Origin of the sequence: Pseudoalteromonas sp. N1230-9, from assembly GCF_032716425.1 — a bacterium.
Lineage (GTDB): Bacteria > Pseudomonadota > Gammaproteobacteria > Enterobacterales > Alteromonadaceae > Pseudoalteromonas.
Window position 1 is genome coordinate 3,307,354 of record NZ_CP090419.1, and the last position, 23,196, is coordinate 3,330,549.

General features: G+C 43.1%; 15 protein-coding genes and 1 tRNA gene. 5 read left to right on the top strand and 11 right to left on the bottom strand.

Annotated elements, in window-relative coordinates; genetic code table 11:
* Nucleotides 1–135 precede the first annotated feature (135 nt).
* The 9 genes from rpoC to LY624_RS15520 form a co-directional block, all read right to left on the bottom strand.
* Nucleotides 136–4,308 (bottom strand): DNA-directed RNA polymerase subunit beta', encoded by a 4,173-nt coding sequence (gene rpoC / locus LY624_RS15480; protein ID WP_341803416.1) that lies wholly within the window; start codon nt 4,306–4,308, stop codon nt 136–138.
* A gap of 97 nt (nt 4,309–4,405) precedes the next feature.
* On the bottom strand, nt 4,406–8,431 hold the full coding sequence (gene rpoB / locus LY624_RS15485; protein ID WP_130149212.1) for a DNA-directed RNA polymerase subunit beta: 4,026 nt from the start codon (nt 8,429–8,431) through the stop codon (nt 4,406–4,408).
* Nucleotides 8,432–8,703: 272 nt separating this feature from the next.
* A complete protein-coding gene (gene rplL, locus LY624_RS15490) occupies nt 8,704–9,069 on the bottom strand; it encodes a 50S ribosomal protein L7/L12 (protein ID WP_130149213.1) in 366 nt (121 codons plus the stop codon).
* Between the two features lie 81 nt (nt 9,070–9,150).
* Nucleotides 9,151–9,645, bottom strand: coding sequence for a 50S ribosomal protein L10 (rplJ, locus tag LY624_RS15495; protein ID WP_130149214.1), 495 nt, complete (start codon nt 9,643–9,645; stop codon nt 9,151–9,153).
* A 320-nt stretch (nt 9,646–9,965) separates the two neighbouring features.
* Complete coding sequence (gene rplA, locus LY624_RS15500) at nt 9,966–10,670, bottom strand: 50S ribosomal protein L1 (protein WP_062568393.1); 705 nt, start codon at nt 10,668–10,670, stop codon at nt 9,966–9,968.
* A 4-nt stretch (nt 10,671–10,674) separates the two neighbouring features.
* Complete coding sequence (rplK, locus tag LY624_RS15505; protein WP_054554827.1) at nt 10,675–11,103, bottom strand: 50S ribosomal protein L11; 429 nt, start codon at nt 11,101–11,103, stop codon at nt 10,675–10,677.
* 226 nt (nt 11,104–11,329) lie between these two features.
* Nucleotides 11,330–11,887, bottom strand: coding sequence for a transcription termination/antitermination protein NusG (gene nusG, locus LY624_RS15510; RefSeq protein WP_062568394.1), 558 nt, complete (start codon nt 11,885–11,887; stop codon nt 11,330–11,332).
* Nucleotides 11,888–11,891: 4 nt separating this feature from the next.
* Complete coding sequence (secE, locus tag LY624_RS15515) at nt 11,892–12,269, bottom strand: preprotein translocase subunit SecE (protein ID WP_062568395.1); 378 nt, start codon at nt 12,267–12,269, stop codon at nt 11,892–11,894.
* 128 nt (nt 12,270–12,397) lie between these two features.
* Nucleotides 12,398–12,474, bottom strand: a tRNA-Trp gene (locus tag LY624_RS15520).
* Between the two features lie 162 nt (nt 12,475–12,636).
* Between LY624_RS15520 and LY624_RS15525 the strand changes: the two genes are divergently transcribed.
* Together LY624_RS15525 and LY624_RS15530 are read left to right on the top strand one after the other, a co-directional pair.
* A complete protein-coding gene (locus LY624_RS15525) occupies nt 12,637–16,581 on the top strand; it encodes a two-component regulator propeller domain-containing protein (protein ID WP_341803418.1) in 3,945 nt (1,314 codons plus the stop codon).
* Nucleotides 16,582–16,714: 133 nt separating this feature from the next.
* Nucleotides 16,715–17,848 carry a CsgG/HfaB family protein gene (locus LY624_RS15530; protein WP_341803419.1) on the top strand — a complete coding sequence of 378 codons (1,134 nt, stop codon included), beginning with the start codon at nt 16,715–16,717 and terminating at the stop codon, nt 17,846–17,848.
* A gap of 50 nt (nt 17,849–17,898) precedes the next feature.
* Here the strand turns inward: LY624_RS15530 and LY624_RS15535 are convergent, their stop codons facing one another.
* Both LY624_RS15535 and deoC read right to left on the bottom strand, forming a co-directional pair.
* Complete coding sequence (locus tag LY624_RS15535; RefSeq protein ID WP_341803420.1) at nt 17,899–18,399, bottom strand: hypothetical protein; 501 nt, start codon at nt 18,397–18,399, stop codon at nt 17,899–17,901.
* A complete protein-coding gene (gene deoC / locus LY624_RS15540; RefSeq protein ID WP_341803421.1) occupies nt 18,389–19,132 on the bottom strand; it encodes a deoxyribose-phosphate aldolase in 744 nt (247 codons plus the stop codon). Before deoC ends, LY624_RS15535 begins: the two co-directional genes overlap by 11 nt.
* 271 nt (nt 19,133–19,403) lie before the next feature.
* Here deoC and cysG point away from each other — a divergent pair, with 271 nt between their 5' ends.
* Genes cysG through cysN form a run of 3 tightly spaced genes read left to right on the top strand, consistent with a single transcriptional unit; the run spans nt 19,404 to nt 23,184 of the window.
* Entirely contained in the window at nt 19,404–20,825 is a 1,422-nt protein-coding gene (gene cysG / locus LY624_RS15545; protein WP_130149218.1) for a siroheme synthase CysG, read from the top strand.
* 35 nt (nt 20,826–20,860) lie between these two features.
* Nucleotides 20,861–21,760: a sulfate adenylyltransferase subunit CysD gene (cysD, locus tag LY624_RS15550; protein ID WP_341803422.1), complete on the top strand. Its 900-nt coding sequence runs from the start codon at nt 20,861–20,863 to the stop codon at nt 21,758–21,760.
* A complete protein-coding gene (cysN, locus tag LY624_RS15555; RefSeq protein WP_341803423.1) occupies nt 21,760–23,184 on the top strand; it encodes a sulfate adenylyltransferase subunit CysN in 1,425 nt (474 codons plus the stop codon). Before cysD ends, cysN begins: the two co-directional genes overlap by 1 nt.
* Nucleotides 23,185–23,196: the final 12 nt, after the last annotated feature.

A 23,196-nucleotide genomic window follows, 5' to 3' on the forward strand; every position in this document is an offset into this window, starting at 1 on the left:
ACATGCTCGTTACAAAACGTGCAGGCAAATGGGTGGCGGAATTTTAATGAGCAAAGTTTAACCTGTCAACCTTAACTCATCGTAAGGCAGCAGATTACTGCCTCACGATTTCTTAATCTATTGATTAAGCTGAGATTATTGGTTTCCAGAGATATCTGCGTTAAGTGCATCAGTTAGTGCCTGAGTTGCCTCTTCAGCGCTTACTGTTTGCTCTTCAACGATTTCACCTTGCTTGCGACGGTTCAAACGGTCTTGGTGATACGCAAAGCCAGTACCGGCTGGGATCAGACGACCCACGATTACGTTCTCTTTCAGACCACGAAGCTCATCGCTCTTACCATTTACAGCTGCTTCAGTTAGGACACGTGTAGTTTCCTGGAACGATGCTGCAGAAATGAAAGATTCTGTTGCAAGTGACGCTTTAGTGATACCCATTAATTGGATTTCAAACTTCGCTGGGATCTTGCCTTGTTTCTCAAGTTCACGGTTCGCGATATTAACGCGTGCCACTTCAACTTGTTCACCGGCTAAGAACTCAGTGTCACCGCCGTCAAGGATGATACATTTACGTAGCATCTGACGAATAATTGTCTCAATGTGCTTGTCATTGATCTTAACGCCTTGCAAGCGGTAAACCTCTTGCACTTCGTTAACGATATAGTTAGCTACATGAGTTACACCACGTAGGCGTAAGATGTCATGTGGTGACTCAGGACCATCGGCGATAACCTCACCTTTAGACACTTGCTCACCTTCGAACACGTTAAGTTGACGCCATTTAGGGATCATCTCTTCGTATGCGTCACCCTCAGCAGGAGTGATTACAAGACGCTTCTTACCTTTCGTTTCTTTACCGAAGCTGATTGTACCTGTGATTTCTGCAAGGATTGCAGGATCTTTCGGCTTACGTGCTTCGAATAAGTCAGCTACGCGAGGTAGGCCACCCGTGATATCACGAGTTTTCGAACCTTCTTGCGGAATACGTGCAAGTACGTCACCTGGGTTTGCAGTTGCGCCGTCTGTTACTTCAATCGTTGTGAATGAAGGTAGACGTGTTTCTTGCAGACCACGCTCATCGCTTTCGATGATTAGTTTCGGCTCTTTCGCATTCGCTTTACCTAAGTCTTTAACAACCACACGTGTTAAACCAGTTAACTCGTCTGTTTGTGCTTCGGTATTTGAGTCATCAATGTCGCTGAACGAGATTTTTGACTTGTGCTCAAGAACGATTGGGTGACTATGCGGATCCCAAGTTGCAACGATATCGTTACCTTGAACTTCTGCATTATCTTGTACAGTTAACACCGCACCGTAAGGTACTTTATAACGCTCTTTCTCACGACCAAAGCTATCAATGATAGTGATCTCTGTTGAACGAGACGTGATAACAATCTTACCGTCTGTGTTTAATACGTACTTCGCATTGTGTAACTTCAATGTACCGTTAGTTTTAACTTGTACACTGTTTTCAGCAGACGCTCGAGATGCCGCACCACCGATGTGGAAGGTACGCATCGTAAGCTGTGTACCCGGCTCACCGATTGATTGTGCCGCGATAACACCTACTGACTCACCTGGGTTGATGATGTGGCCACGCGCAAGGTCACGACCGTAACACTTAGCACATACACCAAAGTCATTATCACAAGTGATTACTGAACGAACGCGTACTTCGTCTACTGAGTGCTCTTCTAAAAGGTCACACAGTTTTTCGTCAAGCATGATGTTACGCTCAACAAGTACTTCGTTTGTACCAGGGATTAATACATCTTCAGCAATAACACGACCAAGAACACGTTCGCGAAGTGCTTCTACAACGTCACCACCTTCGATAAGCGGTTTCATTGTTAAGCCATCTTCTGTGCCACAATCGTCTTCATTGATTACTAAGTCTTGTGCAACATCTACTAGACGACGCGTTAAGTAACCCGAGTTTGCTGTTTTAAGTGCTGTATCGGCAAGACCTTTACGCGCACCGTGCGTCGAGATGAAGTACTGTAGTACGTTTAGACCTTCACGGAAGTTCGCCGTGATTGGTGTCTCGATGATTGAACCATCTGGACGTGCCATTAGACCACGCATACCCGCTAACTGACGGATCTGAGCGGCGCTACCACGTGCACCTGAGTCTGCCATCATAAACACTGAGTTGAATGAAGATTGCTCTTCTTCTTCGCCTTTCGCGTTAATTACAGTGTCTTTTGATAAGTTCGCCATCATCTCACGTGATAAGTTTTCATTTACACGTGACCAGATATCGATAACTTTGTTGTACTTTTCACCAGCCGTTACAAGACCTGATTGGAATTGTTGGTTGATTTCAGTTACTTCAGCTTCCGCTGATTCAATGATTTCTGCTTTAACCGGTGGGATAACTAAGTCATCGATACCGATTGAAACACCTGACTTCATCGCGTAGTGGAAACCTGTGTACATTACTTGGTCAGCAAAGATTACTGTATCTTTAAGACCTAGACGACGGTAACACTCGTTTAATAAGCCAGAAATTTGTTTCTTACCTAGGGCTTGGTTGATTAGCTCAAACGGCATGCCTTTAGGTAGGATTAGTGAAAGAATTGCACGACCTACTGTTGTTTCAACAATAGATACTTGCTCAACTGCATCACCCTCTTCTGTACTAATTGTCTCGCTGATACGTACTTTTACGCGTGCATGTAACTCAGCGTTACCGCTGCGGTATGCTTTTTCAGCTTCTTTAGGATCTTTAAATACAGTGCCTTCGCCTTTCGCATTAATGCGATCACGAGTCATGTAGTAAAGACCTAATACAACGTCCTGTGAAGGAACGATGATTGGCTCACCATTCGCTGGAGATAGGATGTTGTTTGTAGACATCATTAGCGCACGTGCTTCTAACTGTGCTTCAAGCGTTAACGGTACGTGTACCGCCATTTGGTCACCATCGAAGTCAGCGTTGTACGCCGCACAAACTAATGGGTGTAAATGGATCGCTTTACCTTCGATAAGCACAGGTTCGAACGCTTGGATACCCAAACGGTGAAGAGTTGGTGCACGGTTAAGTAATACTGGATGTTCACGAATTACTTCGTCTAATACATCCCATACTTCTGCCACTTCACGCTCAACCATCTTCTTCGCAGCTTTGATAGTCGTAGCCATGCCGCGACGCTCTAGTTTGCCGTAGATAAATGGTTTGAATAGCTCAAGTGCCATCTTCTTAGGAAGACCACACTGGTGTAGTTTAAGCGTAGGACCTACTGTGATTACAGAACGGCCTGAGTAATCTACACGTTTACCAAGTAAGTTCTGACGGAAACGACCTTGCTTACCTTTGATCATATCAGCAAGCGATTTAAGAGGACGTTTGTTAGAACCTGTGATCGCACGACCGCGACGACCGTTATCAAGTAGCGCATCAACCGCTTCTTGTAACATACGTTTTTCGTTGCGTACGATAATGTCTGGTGCAGCTAAATCTAATAGACGCTTAAGACGGTTATTACGGTTAATAACACGACGATAAAGATCATTCAGATCAGAAGTCGCAAAACGACCACCGTCTAGTGGTACTAATGGACGTAGATCAGGTGGCAGTACTGGAAGTACAGTCATGATCATCCACTCAGGGTTGTTACCTGATTGGTGGAAAGATTCCATTAATTTAAGACGTTTAGTGATCTTCTTACGCTTCGTTTCAGAGTTAATTGTTGGTAACTCTTCACGCATTTCAGCAATTAATTGGCCAAGATCAAGTTCACGAAGCAAGTCTAAAACTGCTTCAGCACCCATCTTCGCTTCAAACTCATCACCGTGCTCTTCTAGTGCATCTAGGTACTCTTCTTCACCTAAAAGTTGACCACGCTCAAGCGTTGTCATACCAGGCTCAGTTACAACGAATGATTCGAAGTAAAGTACGCGTTCGATGTCACGAAGTGTCATGTCTAGCATTAAGCCGATACGTGACGGTAATGATTTTAAGAACCAAATGTGCGCAACTGGGCTAGCAAGCTCAATGTGACCCATACGGTCACGACGCACTTTAGTAAGCGTTACTTCAACGCCACACTTTTCACAAATAACACCACGGTGCTTAAGGCGCTTATATTTACCACATAAACACTCATAATCTTTCACTGGGCCGAAAATACGGGCACAGAATAAGCCGTCGCGCTCAGGCTTGAAAGTACGGTAGTTGATTGTCTCAGGTTTCTTTACTTCACCGTATGACCATGAACGAACCATATCTGGCGAAGCAAGACCAATGCGAATTGCATCGAATTCTTCGGTCTTATTTTGTTGCTTCAGAAACTTAAGTAAGTCTTTCACCTTAGCTCTCCTGTCGGAGGTTAATCTTGAGGGCGAACCAATCGCCCCTACATTCTATTCGGCCTAACAGGTGCGGCTTACGCCGCACCTAAATGGCTTAATTTTCTTCCAACTCGATGTTGATACCCAGTGAGCGGATTTCTTTCAACAATACGTTGAACGATTCTGGCATACCTGGTTCCATCTTATGGTTACCATCTACGATGTTCTTATACATCTTAGTACGACCGTTCACGTCATCCGATTTCACTGTTAGCATTTCTTGTAGAGTATATGCGGCACCGTAAGCTTCTAGTGCCCACACCTCCATCTCACCGAAACGCTGGCCACCGAACTGCGCTTTACCACCCAGCGGCTGCTGAGTAACAAGGCTGTAAGAACCAGTTGAACGTGCGTGCATCTTGTCATCAACCAAGTGGTTAAGTTTCAGCATGTACATGTAACCAACAGTTACTTGACGTTCAAACTGATCGCCAGTACGGCCATCATAAAGTGTAACTTGACCGCTTCTTGGATAACCACCAAGCTCTAGTAAGTCTTTGATCTCGCCTTCACGAGCACCATCAAAGGCTGGAGTTGCGATCGGTAAACCACCTTTCAAGTTTTCAGCTAAGCGACGAACTTCGTCATCTGAGAAAGTGTCAATATCGACTTTCTGACGACAATCACCTAATTCGTAAACTTTCTTAACGAAGCTACGGATTTCGTGCAGTTCACGCTGCTCTTTCATCATTTCTTCTAAGCGCTCACCCACACCACGTGCAGCAAGACCCATGTGTGTTTCTAGGATCTGACCGATGTTCATACGTGATGGTACACCTAGCGGGTTCAGAACAATGTCTACCGTACGACCTTTGTCATCGTATGGCATATCTTCTACTGGTACGATAGTCGAGATAACACCTTTGTTACCGTGACGACCCGCCATCTTATCACCCGGTTGGATACGACGTTTAACAGCTAGGTATACTTTAACAATCTTAAGTACGCCTGGTGCTAAGTCATCACCTTGAGTGATCTTACGACGTTTGTTTTCAAACTTCTTATCGTATTCAGCTTTAAGCTCATCGTACTGTGCAGCTAGTTGCTCAAGTTCAGCTTGCTTGTCTTCTTCAGCAAGGCTTTGAGTAAGCAGCTTTTCAGCATTTAGTGATGCAATTGAATCTGCGTTCAGACCTGCGTCAACAAGTAGCTTACGAGCACGGTCTAATACACCGGCTTCTAAGATACGGAACTCTTCGTTGAAGTCTTTCTTCGCTTCGCGAAGCTGCATGTCTTCAACTTCTAACGCACGCTTATCTTTTTCAACACCGTCACGGGTGAAAACTTGTACGTCGATTACAGTACCAGTTACAGAGTTTGGTACGCGTAAAGAGCTGTCTTTAACGTCTGACGCTTTCTCACCGAAGATAGCACGTAGTAGCTTTTCTTCTGGCGTTAATTGCGTTTCGCCTTTCGGAGTCACTTTACCTACTAGGATATCGCCGCCTTTCACTTCAGCACCGATATAAACAACGCCTGATTCATCAAGCTTGCCTAGTGCAGACTCACCCACGTTAGGGATATCTGCTGTGATCTCTTCAGGACCTAATTTAGTATCACGTGCGATACATTGTAGTTCTTGAATATGGATAGTCGTTAGACGATCTTCTTGAACTACACGCTCAGATAGTAGGATTGAATCCTCGAAGTTATAACCGTTCCATGGCATGAATGCCACGCGAAGGTTCTGACCAAGTGCTAAGTCACCTAAGTCAGTCGAAGGACCATCTGCTAATACGTCACCACGTGTTACCGGCTCACCAACCATACACGTTGGTTTTTGGTTAATACATGTATTTTGGTTTGAGCGAGTGTATTTAGTAAGGTTGTAAATATCGATGCCCGCTTCACCTGGAATACGCTCATCTTCATGTACATTTACAACGATGCGGCTTGCATCCGCATACATTACTTCACCACCACGCTTAGCAACGATCGTTACACCAGAATCTTTCGCTAGTGTAAGCTCGATACCTGTACCTACTAACGGTTTGTCCGCGATAAGTGTTGGTACGGCTTGACGTTGCATGTTTGAACCCATCAATGCACGGTTAGCATCATCGTGTTCTAGGAACGGGATAAGTGCTGCCGCTACAGAGATCACCTGCTGTGGTGATACGTCCATATATTGCTGGTCCATCTTGCCCATAAAGGTTGATTCACCTTTGTGACGACATGGAATTAGTTCATCAACAAACTCATTGTTGTCGTTCAAGTTTGAGTTCGCCTGAGCGATAACAAACTGACCTTCTTCAATGGCTGATAAGTAATCTACTTCATCAGTAACTACACCGTTTACCACTTTACGGTAAGGTGTTTCTAAGAAACCATAGTCATTAGTACGTGCGTACGTAGACAATGAGTTAATTAGACCGATGTTTGGACCCTCAGGCGTTTCGATTGGACATACACGACCATAGTGAGTTACGTGAACGTCTCGCACTTCGAAGCCAGCGCGTTCACGTGTTAAACCACCCGGACCTAATGCAGAAATACGACGCTTGTGCGTTACTTCTGAAAGCGGGTTATTTTGGTCCATGAACTGTGATAACTGAGATGAACCAAAGAACTCTTTAACCGCTGCCGAAATAGGCTTAGCGTTAATAAGATCTTGTGGCATTACCGCATCAAGGTCACCTAAGCTTAAACGCTCACGTACAGCACGTTCAACACGTACTAGACCAACACGGAATTGGTTCTCAGCCATTTCGCCAACACTACGGATACGACGGTTGCCTAAGTGGTCGATATCATCAACATCGCCAACACCGTTACGAATAGCGATAAGCACTTTCATAACAGCTACGATGTCTTCTTTCGATAATGTGCCTGGGCCTGTATCTGAGTCATAGCCTACACGGCTATTGAACTTCATACGACCAACTGTTGATAAATCGTAACGCTCGTCAGAGAAGAACAAATTATCAAATAAGGCTTCAGCCGCGTCTTTCGTCGGTGGCTCGCCTGGGCGCATCATACGATAAATTTCTACTAATGCTTCTAAACGGTTGCTTGTTGTGTCGATACGTAATGTATCTGACATGTAGGCGCCGCTGTCCACTTCGTTGATATATAGTGTATCAATCTTAGTGTGACCTGCTTTAACCAATTCAGCCATTAGCTCAAGTGATAGCTCGTCATTCGCGTTTGCGATGATCTCACCTGTTGATTCATCAACATAGTTTTTAGCTACAACACGACCAATGATGTACTCATGCGGTACTTCTAATTGGTTAATACCTTTTTTCTCGATGTTCTTGATGTGACGCGCAGTAATACGACGACCCGCTTCAACAAGGACTTCACCGTCTTCGCCTTTGATATCAAAAGCGGCAGTTTCACCACGTAAACGTGAAGGCACAAGCTCCATAAGAACTTTACCATCAGTTACTTCAAACGCAGTGGTATCGAAGAAGATATCTAGAATTTCTTCTGTAGAAAACTCTAGTGCACGTAAGATAATTGACGCCGGTAATTTACGACGACGGTCAATACGTACATATAGGTTATCTTTTGCATCAAACTCGAAGTCTAACCATGAACCACGGTAAGGAATTACACGCGCGTTATAGAGTACTTTACCTGACGAGTGAGTTTTACCACGGTCGTTATCAAAGAATACACCAGGGCTACGGTGTAGCTGAGAAACGATAACACGCTCTGTACCATTGATTACAAAGGTACCGGTATCAGTCATGAGCGGAATTTCGCCCATGTAAACTTCTTGCTCTTTTATGTCTTTAACTGTGCCTGGTGCTTCTTTGTCCATCACCACAAGACGCAATTTTACGCGAAGTGGAGCAGAATAAGTCACACCGCGAATTTGACATTCTTTTACATCGAATACTGGCTCACCAATACGATAACTTACGTATTGTAGCTCAGAATTTCCCGAGTAGCTTTTGATCGGAAACACAGAACGGAAAGCAGCTTCCAAACCGTGATCGCCATCAGCGTCAGGGACTAAGAATTTTTTAAACGATTCTAACTGCGTCGACAGTAAGAAAGGTATATCCAAAACTTGTGGACGTTTACCAAAATCCTTACGGATACGTTTCTTTTCAGAATAAGAGTAAGCCATGGGGTTCCTCAGCTTGCTGATCTTTGACCCGACCTGTTCTTGTAAGAACAGACTTAACTGGCATCTATGCCAAGATGTACAACATTAAATTGTTGTTCTATTTTGCTCGGTTACTTTCACCGTTAATTTACATAACAAATTGAAAATAAAGAGAAAATTAGATTTTGTTTGCGCTACAGGATTGCATCGCTCCATAGCGCAAAAAGGCCGGTGATTAAATAATCACCAGCCCTTGCCTGATTACTCAGGCAGCGAACCTAGCGTAAGCTAGATTACTTAACCTCAACTTCAGCACCAGCTTCAGTAAGGTCTTTTGCAAGCGCTTCAGCTTCTTCTTTAGATACACCTTCTTTAAGAGGTGCAGGAGCTGATTCAACAAGAGCTTTCGCTTCTTTAAGGCCAAGACCAGTTGCACCACGTACAGCTTTGATTGCAGCAACCTTGTTAGCGCCAGCGCCAGTAAGGATTACGTCAAACTCAGTCTTTTCTTCAGCTGCATCACCAGCAGCAGGACCTGCAACAACAGCAGCAGCTGCAGTTACGCCGAATTTCTCTTCCATTGCTTCAACTAGAGCAACAACGTCCATTACTGACATTTCAGCAATAGCATCAAGGATTTGGTCTTTAGTTACAGACATTACAAATTTCCTAATTATTACGGACTAATTCTAGCCCAAAAAAAATATTACACCGAAAGTGAACAAAAAAACAGCTTAAAATTAAGCAGCTTGCTCAGCTTTCTGTACACGTACTGCTTCAATTGTTTTACACAATTTGCCAGCAGACGCTTCTTTCATAGCGCTCATTAAGCGTGCAACAGCTTCGTCGTAAGTAGGTAGAGTTGCTAGCATAGCTGCGTCTACTACATTACCTTCAAATGCAGCCGTCTTAACTTCGAATTTCTCATTCTTTTTCGCGAATTCTTTAAAAATACGCGCAGCAGCACCTGGGTGCTCTGATGAGAAAGCGATTAAGCTTGGACCAACAAGTGAGTCAGAAAGGCACTCAAAGTCTGTACCTTCAACAGCACGTTTAGCTAAAGTGTTACGAACAACTTTCATCCATACACCAGCTTCACGAGCTTCTTTACGAAGGGCAGTGATAGCACCAACTGTTACACCACGAGAATCTGCAACAACTGCAGAAAGAGCACCAGTGGCTGCTTCGTTGACTTCAGCAACAATTGCTTTTTTGCCTTGAAGATTTAAAGCCATGGGTGTTACTCCTGGTTTAATGGGTCGCCTACATAGGCTTCCCTGTTCTACTCTTCCCCATCAATGATGGAGATGCTTTTTACGGCGAGAGCCAGAAGATTAGGAAAAATCTATCTGGGGATTCACACCGTCTACGTAGGTAAATTTATTAAGGCCGAAGCCGCCTACGGTCTTGGACGGAAGCTCAATTTATCGTTTTTACCCGAAGGCAGTACGAAATTATGGACTTCAACCCGAATTCTTTACTTGTTTCGAAATTAACTTTCTCAACAAAATGGCGCAAAATTATAGTTTAAATTTCGCGCCATGTAAACTCTTAATTAAGCAACAACTGTGCTTAAAGAGTTTTGGTCAACAGCAACACCTGCGCCCATTGTTGTAGAGATAGTTACTTTTTTCACGTAAGTACCTTTTGCTTGAGAAGGTTTAGCCTTCTTAAGCGCAACAATAAGAGCTTCAAGGTTTTGTTGAAGTTGCTCAGCAGTGAAATCAACCTTACCGATAGTAGTATGGATGATACCGTTCTTGTCGTTACGGTAACGAACTTGACCTGCTTTCGCATTTTTAACTGCTTCTGCAACGTTAGGCGTTACAGTACCAGTTTTAGGGTTTGGCATTAGACCACGTGGGCCTAAGATTTGACCTAGTTGACCAACAACACGCATAGCGTCTGGAGATGCAACAACAACGTCAAAGTTCATCTCGCCTTTCTTAACTTGTTCAGCAAGATCTTCCATGCCCACTAATTCAGCACCAGCTTCTTTCGCAGCATCTGCGTTAGCGCCTTGTGTGAATACAGCAACACGAACTTCACGACCAGTACCGTTAGGTAGTACAGTTGCACCACGAACGTTTTGGTCAGATTTACGAGCATCGATACCAAGGTTAACAGCAACGTCAACACTTTCTACGAATTTAGCTGTCGCTAACTCTTTTAAAAGAGCAACGGCTTCGTTGATTTCGTAATCTTTAGTCGCATCCACTTTTTCGCGGATTGTACGCATACGTTTAGTTAATTTTGCCATTATCTTAGTCCTCTACGTTCAAGCCCATCGCACGCGCAGAACCTGCGATAGTGCGAACTGCAGCATCCATATCAGCCGCTGTAAGGTCAGGTCGTTTTGTCTCAACGATTTCTTCAAGTTGAGCACGAGTAACTGTACCCACTTTTTCAGTGTTAGGACGGCCAGAACCTGATTTGATACCTGCAGCTTTCTTAAGTAAGTAAGCAGCCGGTGGAGTTTTCATGTCGAACGTGAAAGAACGGTCACCGTAAACAGAGATCACTACAGGAACTGGAGCGCCTTTTTCGATAGACTCTGTACGTGCGTTGAACGCTTTACAGAATTCCATGATGTTTACACCGTGTTGACCTAGTGCTGGACCTACTGGAGGACTAGGGTTAGCCATACCAGCGGCAACTTGTAGCTTGATAATAGCTTCAACTTTTTTAGCCATAATAAATACCTCATTTGGTGGGTCATAGCCTTGTGCGCGCGAGGACGCGTACTCTAACGGCTTCCCAGTTTAAAAATTGGTTCTCACTTTTCGTGATAAAACAAGTGATAAAACAAGTGATAACTTGCCCTAACACAAAAAGGCCGCTGATTATAAGTTAATCAACGGCCTTTTTCAAGCTTATTGCCAAAATATTAAACGATTTTGGCAGCTTTAATTTTTTTACTTATTTGTCTTGTTCAACTTGACCAAATTCAAGCTCAACTGGTGTCGAACGACCAAAGATAAGTACAGATACTTTCACGCGGCTCTTTTCGTAATCCACTTCTTCAACGACACCGCTGAAGTCAGCAAATGGACCATCAATAACACGAACAACTTCGCCTGGTTCAAATAATGTTGCAGGCTTAGGTGCTTCAGCATTCTCTTGCAGACGATTTAAGATGCGATCAGCTTCTTTTTTGCTGATTGGTGCAGGACGGTCTGATGTACCACCAATAAAGCCCATTACACGCGCAGTGCTGTTCACTAAGTGCCAGCTTGCATCGTTCATGTCCATTTCTACCAATACGTAACCTGGGAAGAATTTACGCTCAGATTTACGCTTTTGACCAGCACGCATCTCAACAACTTCTTCAGTTGGTACTAAAACTTCACCAAAACTATCTTCCAAACCTTCGATCTTGATATGCTCAAGAATAGTTTGTGCAACACGCTTCTCATAACCCGAGAAAGCTTGTACTACGTACCAACGTAGTTTCTTTTCGTTCTTCTCATCCGACATGGGATCAGATCTCCAATCCAGTTAAAAAGCCTACAGCGCGGAATAAAATGCCATCTAATCCCCACAGGATAAGTGCCATAATCACAGTTGCAACCATTACAATTAATGTTGTATGGGTTGTTTCTTGGCGCGTTGGCCAGACAACTTTACGCACTTCAATACGTGCCTCTTTTGCAAACGCAATAAAAGTACGGCCTTTTTCAGTAAGTGAGGCAATACCTAAACCTGCTGCAACAGCAACCACTACGCCAATTGCACGTAATAATACAGATTGGTCTGCGTACATGTGGTTACCAACAACTGCGCCTGCTAGTAGCGCTATCGCTACAATCCACTTCACTGAATCCATCGCACTTGATGGTGTTTCTACATTCGTGCTCATAATATTATTACCTTAACTACAGACACAACAACCCTGCTCTTTGGCAGGGTTAATCCATTAAAATCTAAACTTAAAAACTGACTGTTTAAACCGATTTTTAATTTTAGACTTCACACACAGTGTAAAAGTGGCAGGGGCGGAGAGATTCGAACTCCCAACCGTCGGTTTTGGAGACCGCTGTTCTACCAATTGGAACTACGCCCCTGCAAAGTGGATGCCTATTATACTTACGCAATTCATTAACACAAGTGTAAAAGATACCCAGAAGTTAAATTCTCGTCAGTCTATTTAAAAATCAATATTAACATTGATTAAAAAGCAGTTTATTATAAACCCAATAAAGGAACTGAAAACGACATGGATACATGTGTTGCCGTTAAAATTTGCCCGCTACGTTGTATTATTTAGTATCACTTTGCTTGTTAGTCAGCTTGCTAATGCTCGCCCATTACACCTGACAACCTTTAATAGTCAGCAAGGTTTAAGTCAAAACTCCATCAATTGCAGTATTACTGATCAACAAGGCTTTTTATGGCTTGCCACACAAGGCGGGTTAAATCGTTTTGATGGTTATGAATTTAAACGCTTCAAAGCCAACAACCATAGCAAAAGCATTTCGGGAAATTGGATCACTTCCTGCCAAAAAGATCAGCATCAACAACTCTGGTTTGCAACTGCAAGTAAAGGACTCAATCGCCTTAACACGCACACTGGCGAGTTCGAAGTATACTCGTCAGGCAATAATTCAGGGCTAAGTGACGATAAAATTTGGTCGATGGCATTGACGAAAAGCGGTAACCTTTGGCTCGGGCATGAGCAAGGTAGATTAAGCTATTTTGATCTAACCACGAAAGAGTTCAAACATTTTCAATTTAAGGCGCATGGTCAGCAAAACACGCTCATTCGCGACATCATCATCACTGATAAACAGCTTTGGCTCGCTACCAGCCAAGGGTTGCTTTCATTTAATCCAAATACACAGCAATTTACTCAACACGCGAGTATCAGCTCGCCGTTATGGCATCTCAATCTACTTAGTCATGAAAAGTTGCTTGTTGGCGGCAAGCAAGGACTCTATATACTTAATTTAACAACGTTAGTGAGTGAACCAATTAAGCACTTTGAAGGTACTTGGATCACTGACAGCCTTATTGATGCTCAAAACAACCTTTGGCTAACAAGCTATGGGCAAGGTTTATACTTTTTACCTGCTGAGGCAGACTTACAAGAAGAATACATTCAATACCGTCATGACAAACAAGAGCACAATAGTTTAAGCAGTGATTATCTCCTTTCACTCTATCAAGACCCACAAGGTGTTATTTGGCTAGGGACTGATGGCTATGGCGTACACAGATACGACCCCAAACAACAGCAGTTTTCTCATCAATCAACAACCTCTCAACCACATTCTTTGAGCCATAATTTTGTTCGCTCAATCATAAAAAGAGCGAATGGAGAGGTATGGATTGGCACTCGTGATGGGCTGAACCGTAAAACAACCCAAGGCTATCATCACTATAAAAACGCATTACCAAACAGTAATATATTTGCCCTCCATGAAGACGCTAATCATCAGTTATGGATTGGCACCTACGGTGGCGGCTTGGTCAAATATCAAGATAGCAGTGATAGTTTTGAAGTTTTCACCACGCAAAGCCACCAGCTTAGTAGTGATCGTGTTTATGCGATAACCAGTGACAAAACGGGTGCACTTTGGCTTGGCAGTAACCAAGGACTTACTCGGTTTGAGCCTAAATCAGCAAAGGTCACTCACTTCAAGCATAACGACACAAACAACAGTCTTGCAAACAACACTGTATTTACGCTTGCCTATGATAGTGATGACCATGCTCTTTGGATTGGCACCCGAGCAGGGCTCAATAAGCTAGATATTGCAAGTGAGCAATTCAGTTTATTAGATCAACAAAGCTCAGCCGATACAGGGCTTAGTCATAACATGGTGACTTCTTTACTGCTAAAAAAGAACATCATTTGGGTTGGTACAATGCAGGGACTGAACCAAGTCAATAAACATAATTTTAACGTTAAACAAATTACCGAGCAGCACGGCTTAGCGAATGATAATATTTTTGATATTTTAACTGATCAGCAAGACATGCTTTGGCTAGCAACCAATGGCGGACTAACACGCTATAATCCATCCACAGATCAGATACAGCAATTTTTGCCAGAAGACGGTATTCAGCACCAATCATTTATACTGGGCGCGAGCTTTCAAGCAGACGATGGCGAATTATTTTTTGGCGGTATTAATGGTTATAACCATTTTTATCCAGAGCAGTTAAACTTATCGCACGCTCCCCCTACTCCCGTGTTAACTGAGCTATTACTGAACAATCACGTAATTGAAAGTAACCACTTTGGAAAGCAAACAAACACGCTTGCCAGTTCCACCCATTCACTCTCTTTTGAGCAATCAGCTGGCGTTATTGGCTTTAAATTTAGCGCATTAAATAATGGTGCCACACCAAAACATTACCAATATGGCTATAAGTTAGCAGGCTTTGATGAACAGTTTTTGTATACAGATGCATCCCTTAGGCAAGTTAACTATCCACAGTTGCCAGCTGGTCACTACCAATTATTAATCAAGACAAAAGACCAATATGGTCTATGGAGTGACAGTGTATCTTTGCTAGAACTAACCGTTGTGCCTCCTTGGTGGCAAAGTAAATTAGCCTATGGCATCTATCTAATAATGGCATTAACGTTAACTTGGTTACTTCTAAATGCGCTCTACCAACGCAAGCTTGCTGAGCAAGAGAAGCAAACTGAAATTGAATTAAACAAATTAAAAGATCAATTTTTAGATAACATTAGCCACGAGCTAAAAACGCCACTGAGCTTAATACTTGCTCCAGTGAGTCAGTTACAGCACAGTAATACTGACCAACATACACAAACGCAACTTGCTAGTATAAAGCGCAATTGCCAGCGTTTGCTTGAGCTCATTAATCAACTTTTACAATTGAGCAAACGTCCAAGTACAGCTATTTATACGGTATCACCGTATTCATTAAATGATTTTCTGACCAACTTGATAAACGACTTCACGCCGCTCTTTAAGCAAAAGCAACTGCAATTTAATTTTCACACTAATACGGCTGAAGAATGCATGATTGCCCTTGCCCCCGAGCATGCTCACTCTATCTTTAGCAACCTAATTAGTAATGCCCTTAAATACACTCCGCACGGTGGTAGAGTAGATATTAGCCTCTCTATAGAACAGCAACAGGCACTGTTTAGCATTATCGATACGGGTATCGGAATTGCCGACAAGCACCAGCAACAAGTTTTTAAACGCTTTACTCGGGTGGCTGCATCTGAAGAGTCAGGAAGTGGGATCGGCCTGACCTTGGTAAAGCAGCTAGTTGAAGAGTACGGCGGGGCAATAACCCTAGAAAGTCAAATTAACAAAGGGAGCTGTTTTAATGTATCACTTCCTCTTGCAATCGCCTCTGGTAAACATATAAATAACTCAATTGAACTGCATTCCTCACAGCCAACTATTCTCATTGTTGAGGATAACCAAGACATGGCTGAGCTATTACTTTCGTTATTTAATGAGGAGTTTCGTTGTATCTGCGCAATTGATGGTCAACAAGCTATTGAACTATGTCAAACGAGTCTACCAGACCTAATCATTAGTGATGTCATGATGCCTAACATGGATGGCTATCAACTATTGGCTAAACTACGTGCCAATCCCGCCACCAGCCACATTCCTGTCCTATTGCTTTCAGCAAAGGCAGACACACATAGTCGTTTAAAAGGCCTCGACTTATTAGCCGATGATTTTTTAAGTAAACCGTTTGAACCAGCAATACTGATCAGCCGTGTAAAGGGGTTGCTTAATTTAAGACACATCTTAAACCAGCATTTAACAGCGCAGCTTGCTGCCCCGCTACACACAGACCCATCCGCGCAGATTACGGTTCACAATAAAGACTACTCCTTTACAGAGAAGCTTAAGCAGGTAGTGCAAACTCATTATCAAGATGAAAGTTTCTCCGTCGAACAACTTGCCTCTGCATTATGTTTAAGCCCCCGTGCACTTCAATTAAAAATGAAAGCATTATATTCACAAACTCCATCAGACTATTTGCGCAATACACGTTTAGAATTTGCAAAAGAACAACTAATCAATAGCACATCAGCAATTGGCCTGATAGCTGAACAAAATGGCTTTAGCTCGCAAAGTTATTTTGCTCGAAGCTTTAAAAGTTATGTTGGCCTATCACCAAAACAGTATCGAGATAACCATCAAAAACGCGCTGATTTCGTGTGAGTGAATAAACTTTTCGCTTGAGTGCTATTTTTAATGCACTGATTTTTATAACTTATCCTAATAAACATTTATAACAACTAAGCCCGTATTGTGGCGTTATTTACTGCATGAGATATAAGTTAAGGAAAGTCATATGCTCACCAAAACACACAAAGCGATTACGCTCACTTTACTTGCTGCTGCACTAACTGCATGCCAAAGTACCACGACAACCACAAGCAATAACAACAGCCCGAATATCAACGAAGTCGCGCAACAACAATACAATGGTCCTAAAGCCAGAGTCGCAGTGGCACGCTTTACCGATAAGTCCAACGACTCGCGTTGGTGGCGTAAAGAAATTGGTGAAGGTATGGCAGATCAGCTAACAACTGCATTAGTTAGTACCAATCGATTTATCGTCCTAGAAAGACAAGCACTTGATGCTGTTTTATCAGAGCAAGACTTAGCGGTATCAGGTCGAGTAAGTGCAGCATCAGGCGCAGCCTATGGCGAAATAGAGGGTGCCGAAATTGTGGTTGTAGCAGCGGTCACAGAGTTCGATGACGACAACTCTGGCACTCGTGTAGGGAGTGGTGGGTTTATTGGTGATGTGTTTAGTTCAGTATCAGCGGGCTTTTCAAGTTCACACATGGCTATTGATTTACGTTTAATAGACACCCGTACCTCGCGTATTCTAGCAGCCACTAGCGTAGAAGGCGGCAGTAAAGATTTTAATTTTACCTCTGCTGCAACTAACTTTGGTGGCGCCCTAGTCGGCGGCAATCTAAGTAGTTGGTCAAACACACCAAAAGAAAAAGCATTGCGTGAAGTGATTGTAAAGGCGGTTGAGTTCTTAGAATCAAAAGTGCCAGCGACTTATTATCGTTACAACAGTGATAACACGATAGCGGCTGGTCACACAGCGCCTGCGCCATTAAAAGTAACGGCTGCTACAGCCCCCGCTAAAGCCCCAGTCGCATCGGTTAGCGTTCCTAATCACAGAATGCCTTACTACGAAAAAACAGACTTGGCGATGTCACGACTGAACTTGGTTTGTTTGGGTTATTTGAAAAGACAGCCTCACTATGAAGAATATGAAGTAGAAGACGTAGAGTACGATGAAGCAACCGTGATTGCACTCACTGAGTATCAGCAAGAAAAAAAGCTCAAAGTGACTGGTCTTGCGGATGAGACGACCAAAAAGTCTCTTGATGATTCAGGCTGCATTGCCAAAACTAACAAATCAAGTTTAGAAAGCCTTGGCAGTATTTTTAAATTCAACTAAGCAAACTAACAGCCAGTGCCAGCACTGGCTGTATACATTTTCGTTTATCACTACAAAATTTGTATCAATTCGCCACGGTAAAAATCACACAATAGCCAAATTTGTTGAAATGGATGTTTTGCTGGCACTTTTAAGTTAGTAAGTACTGACTTAAAATCTTCTAGATGCCAAATCGTACTGGCATTTCGTATTAATAACCAAGGGTGAGTAGACTCGTAATGTTTCTTGGCCTTTTGTGCAAGCAATCGATGCAAAGCACAGTGCAGACGCTCGTTACTCGGTGCTAACGCCATTTCCGCAAGGTCTCGTTGCATACCAATCGACAAAGGTCGGCCAAGCACCGCCATCGCTTCTGTTTCACTGGCATATAAATGCGCTATTTCAATATCGAGTCGCTCATCACCTTTATAGCAACTAACATCGGGCTTACTCGGTGTGTTATGCCAGATATTACGCATAGTTACACCAAATTGCTTTTCGTAACAGCGCAAAAATAGCTTTGCCGCACCATGCTCTAGCGCTATTTTTTCTTGCTCACTTTCACGATTCATTTAATGTCGTATACACATCACTTAATAAACCTGAAGCGCCAAACCGAAAAAGCTCGGGTTGTAAATACGCTTCACCCATAATTGACTCAGCTAAAGCTAAGTATTCAGCAGCGTCAGTAACAGTTCTTACTCCACCCGCCGCTTTAAAACCCACCTTTTTACCACTTGCTTCAATGGTCTCTAAAATAATCTTAGTCGCCGCAAGGGTGGCATTCACAGCGACTTTACCAGTACTGGTTTTCACAAAGTCGGCACCGCCTTCTATCGCCAGCTTAGTTGCTGTAGCAATCAACTCATTGGTCAATTCACCGCTTTCAATGATCACTTTAAGTTGCACTTGAGTACCGCAGGCATCTTTTGATGCTTGAACATACTCTAAAACTTTGCGTTCATCACCGGCAATCAGTGCTTTGTATGGAATCACTAAGTCTACTTCATCGGCTCCGCGTTCAATGGCAAACAACGTTTCGTTTATCACTTGTTCTAAAGACTGCTCCCCATTAGGAAAGTTAGTCACAGTAGCCACTTTAACTTGTTGTAACTCGCGCTCAGCGAGTGCAAGCTTGGCGTCACTAACAAACTGGCTATACACACAAACCGCAGCAGGAATGCCTAACTTTGGCTCAACACTCGCAACCAAGTTATTAATAGACTCTGTAGTGTCGGTGTCATTCAGTGTTGTTAAATCCATTAGTGCCACCGCTTGGGCAGCGATTGTTTGCATGTTAGTCATTGATCTTATTTTGTATTGCCATATTAGTACTCTATAGTAGCAAATTTTTATGATCTGGCTATAAATCATAACTAATCACCATAAGGCATTTAATTTCCTTGTAACTCGCCGCAATCCCTTGTTAACTAAGCCTTAAGCCAAACAAAGCCACCAAATATAACTTTTAGTTATATAAACTTGGTTTTAATTATTTTTTACTTTATTTAGAGCACTATATTCTGCTTGCCTGCAATAAGCAGTTTCTTTGATGTGTTTTAGGGGTGAGAACAACGTGCAATATTTACCTATCTTTACCAAGTTAGACGACAAACCTGTATTGGTAGTCGGCGGTGGAGATGTTGCGTTACGCAAGTGCCGTGCATTTTTAAAAGCACGTGCCAATGTAACGCTAGTCGCCCCTGAGTTTTGTGATGAACTTACTGCGCTTGCAACGCAAGGTGAAGTAACGCTTATTGTTGATATATTTAAAGAGCAGTATTTAGATCAACAAATGCTAGTTATTGCGGCGACGGATATCGACAGCGTCAATAATGACGTTTTTGAACGTGCCAATGCGCGTAATATTTTCGTTAATGTGGTGGATGACCAGCCTAAATGCAGCTTTATTTTTCCTTCGATTGTTGACCGTGATCCAATCACAATTGCTATTTCAAGTGCTGGCACTGCCCCCGTACTTGCACGTCGGTTACGTGAAAAACTCGAAACGCTTATTCCACAACACATTGGCCCACTTGCTACATTAGTTGGCAGCTTTCGCGATAAAGTAAAACAGCGTTTCAAGCACTTTGCTGACCGTCGCCAATTTTGGGAAGGGGTGTTTGACTCATCAGTTGTGAGTAAAGTGCAAGCGGGTAATACCGAGGCAGCAACTGTGCAGTTAGAGCAACTGTTAGATGCAAAGCCAGAGCCTGAAGGCGAAGTGTATGTTGTCGGTGCAGGCCCAGGTGACCCTGAGTTATTAACACTAAAAGCACTGCAGTTAATGCAGCAAGCAGACGTCGTTGTGTATGACTATTTAGTCTCTGATGAAATTATGGAACTTGTGCGTCGTGACGCTGATTTAGTCTGTGTTGGTAAACGCTTGGGCGATCACAGCGTTGCACAGGAAGATACCAATCAAATGCTCGTAGATTTTGCCAAACAAGGTAAAAAAGTATGCCGTATTAAAGGAGGCGACCCATTTATTTATGGTCGTGGTGGTGAAGAAGTGCAAGTGCTAGCCGCAAATCAAGTACGTTACCAAATCGTACCGGGTATCACTGCTGCTGCCGGCTGCAGTGCTTATGCTGGGATCCCTCTAACACACAGAGACCATGCACAAGCCATTCAATTTGTGACAGGACACTGTAAAAAAGATGGTCAAGAACTTGATTGGCAATCACTAGCAAAACCAAATCAAACTTTGGCAATTTATATGGGTGTCATTAAATCTCCCCATATTCAAGCACAATTATTAAAACATGGCCGTGGTGCAGAAACACCGGTTGCCATTATTGAAAATGGTACGCGAAAAGAACAGCGTGTCGTTACAGGACAACTGGGTGAATTGGCGGACTTGATTGCCCGTCATAGTATTATCTCACCCGCTTTACTAATTATAGGCGAAGTTGCATCATTGCATCACCAGCTTGCATGGTTCGGACAAACCGAACAAACCAGCAGCTTTGCCCAGCCTATTACAGGCGTAGCGTAATTTAACTTTTAATCATTTTAGTAGGACGACTAACAATGGCTTTAACACACCTTCAGCAATTAGAAGCTGAAAGTATCAAGATCATGCGCGAAGTGGCTGCTGAGTTTGAACATCCGGTGATGCTTTACTCGATAGGTAAAGATTCATCGGTATTATTACACTTAGCACGCAAAGCGTTTTACCCAGCAAAGATCCCATTTCCATTATTACATGTTGATACCAACTGGAAATTTAAGGAAATGATCGAGTTTCGTGACCGCCTAGCCAGAGAATACGGCTTTGATTTAATCGTCCACAAAAACCCTGAAGGGTTAGAGATTGATATCAACCCATTTGTACACGGCTCAGCAAAACACACTGATATCATGAAAACCCAAGGCTTAAAGCAAGCATTAGATAAATACGGCTTTGATGCTGCGTTTGGTGGAGCACGTCGTGACGAAGAGAAATCGCGTGCTAAAGAGCGTGTTTACTCATTCCGTGACAAACACCACAGATGGGATCCAAAAAACCAACGTCCAGAGCTTTGGAATACATATAACAGCCAAGTTAACCCAGGTGAAAGCATTCGTGTTTTCCCGCTATCTAACTGGACTGAGCTTGATATTTGGCAGTATATCTACCAAGAAAACATTGAAATGGTTCCACTTTACCTTGCCAAAGAACGCCCTGTTGTTGAGCGTAACGGCACGCTAATTATGGTTGATGATGAGCGCATGCCTCTTGAGGAAGGCGAAGTACCACAAATGAAATCTGTGCGTTTCCGTACTCTGGGTTGTTACCCGTTAACGGGTGCTGTGGAATCAACGGCAGGAACCTTAACGGAAATTATTGAAGAAATGCTGCTTTCAACCTCTTCTGAGCGTGAGGGCCGTGTGATTGATCATGATTCAGCTGGTTCAATGGAAAAGAAAAAACGTGAGGGCTATTTCTAATGTCTAAAACAAACGACACGATTAACGAAGTAAGAGAGCTAGGCATTGACGCTTACCTCGCACGTCAACAAGATAAAAGCCTTTTACGCATGCTGACATGTGGTAGCGTTGATGACGGTAAATCAACGCTGATTGGCCGCCTTTTACATGACAGCCACCAAATTTATGAAGATCAACTTGCCGCCCTGCATAAAGACAATGAAAAGGTCGGTAATGCGGGTGAAGAGCTTGATTTAGCACTCCTTGTTGATGGCTTACAAGCTGAGCGTGAACAAGGTATTACGATTGACGTTGCTTATCGTTACTTCTCAACAGCAAAACGTAAATTCATCATTGCTGACACACCAGGGCATGAGCAGTACACACGCAACATGGTAACCGGTGCATCAACAAGTGATGTTGCGATTATCTTAGTGGATGCGCGTTACGGTGTACAAGTACAAACAAAACGCCATAGTTTTATCTGTGATTCGCTTGGTATTAAGCAGTTTGTTGTTGCTATCAATAAGATGGACATCGTCGACTTTGATGAAACCGTGTATGAAAAAATCAAAGCGGATTATCTTAAATTTGCGGAGCAGCTAAACGTTACAAATATCAAGTTTGTGCCTATGTCTGCACTTAAAGGTGACAACGTAGTAACACGCTCAGAGCACACACCTTACTACACAGATAAACCACTGCTTGAGTTACTTGAAGACTCGCCAGCTGCTGAAATTGATAACGGTTTCGAAGCTCGCCTTCCGGTGCAATATGTCGTACGCCCTAACTTAGACTTCCGTGGCTTCCAAGGTACTTTAACCTCTGGCAAGTTCAGTGTTGGTGATGCAGTGAAAGTGCTACCATCGGGTAAAAGCTCAAGCATCAAAGAGATTGTCACTTTTGATGGCAACTTAGATACCGCTGAAGCAGGACAAGCAATCACCTTAACATTAAACGACGAGATAGATATCAGCCGTGGTGATGTGATTGTACCAGCCGCTTCAAAAGCCGCGGTCACAAATCGTATTCAAGCTAAATTAGTATGGATGCACGAAGCGCCGCTTGTATTAGGTAAAAGCTATAACTTTAAGTTAGGCAGCAAGAACATCTCTGCAGTGGTAAGAAAAATCGATCACACGATTGATGTAAATACCCTAGAGCATGGTCAAGCTGACTCATTACAACTGAACGAAATTGCCATTGTAACCTTAGAACTTACAGAAACAATTTTGGCTGATGAGTACCACAACAACCATGAAACAGGTGCGTTTATCCTAATCGATCGCCTATCAAACCTAACTGTAGCAGCAGGTATGATTGAGCAATTACTTAACATTGAAGAACAGCAAAGTAACTTTAGCGACTTTGAAGTTGAATTTAACGCTTTAGTACGCAAGCACTTCCCTCACTGGCAAGCGCTTGATATAACTAAGCTTAAATGATCACTTTTCGCC

Excerpts from the sequence above, each read along its gene's own strand:
- rplL (WP_130149213.1), bottom strand. The coding sequence starts at position 9,069 with ATGTCTGTAACTAAAGACCAAATCCTTGATGCTATTGCTGAAATGTCA.
- LY624_RS15535 (WP_341803420.1), bottom strand. The coding sequence starts at position 18,399 with ATGAATCGTGAAAGTGAGCAAGAAAAAATAGCGCTAGAGCATGGTGCG.
- rpoB (WP_130149212.1), bottom strand. The coding sequence starts at position 8,431 with ATGGCTTACTCTTATTCTGAAAAGAAACGTATCCGTAAGGATTTTGGT.
- rplK (WP_054554827.1), bottom strand. The coding sequence starts at position 11,103 with ATGGCTAAAAAAGTTGAAGCTATTATCAAGCTACAAGTTGCCGCTGGT.
- cysN (WP_341803423.1), top strand. The coding sequence starts at position 21,760 with ATGTCTAAAACAAACGACACGATTAACGAAGTAAGAGAGCTAGGCATT.
- LY624_RS15530 (WP_341803419.1), top strand. The coding sequence starts at position 16,715 with ATGCTCACCAAAACACACAAAGCGATTACGCTCACTTTACTTGCTGCT.
- nusG (WP_062568394.1), bottom strand. The coding sequence starts at position 11,887 with ATGTCGGATGAGAAGAACGAAAAGAAACTACGTTGGTACGTAGTACAA.
- secE (WP_062568395.1), bottom strand. The coding sequence starts at position 12,269 with ATGAGCACGAATGTAGAAACACCATCAAGTGCGATGGATTCAGTGAAG.
- cysD (WP_341803422.1), top strand. The coding sequence starts at position 20,861 with ATGGCTTTAACACACCTTCAGCAATTAGAAGCTGAAAGTATCAAGATC.
- deoC (WP_341803421.1), bottom strand. The coding sequence starts at position 19,132 with ATGACTAACATGCAAACAATCGCTGCCCAAGCGGTGGCACTAATGGAT.
- rplA (WP_062568393.1), bottom strand. The coding sequence starts at position 10,670 with ATGGCAAAATTAACTAAACGTATGCGTACAATCCGCGAAAAAGTGGAT.
- rplJ (WP_130149214.1), bottom strand. The coding sequence starts at position 9,645 with ATGGCTTTAAATCTTCAAGGCAAAAAAGCAATTGTTGCTGAAGTCAAC.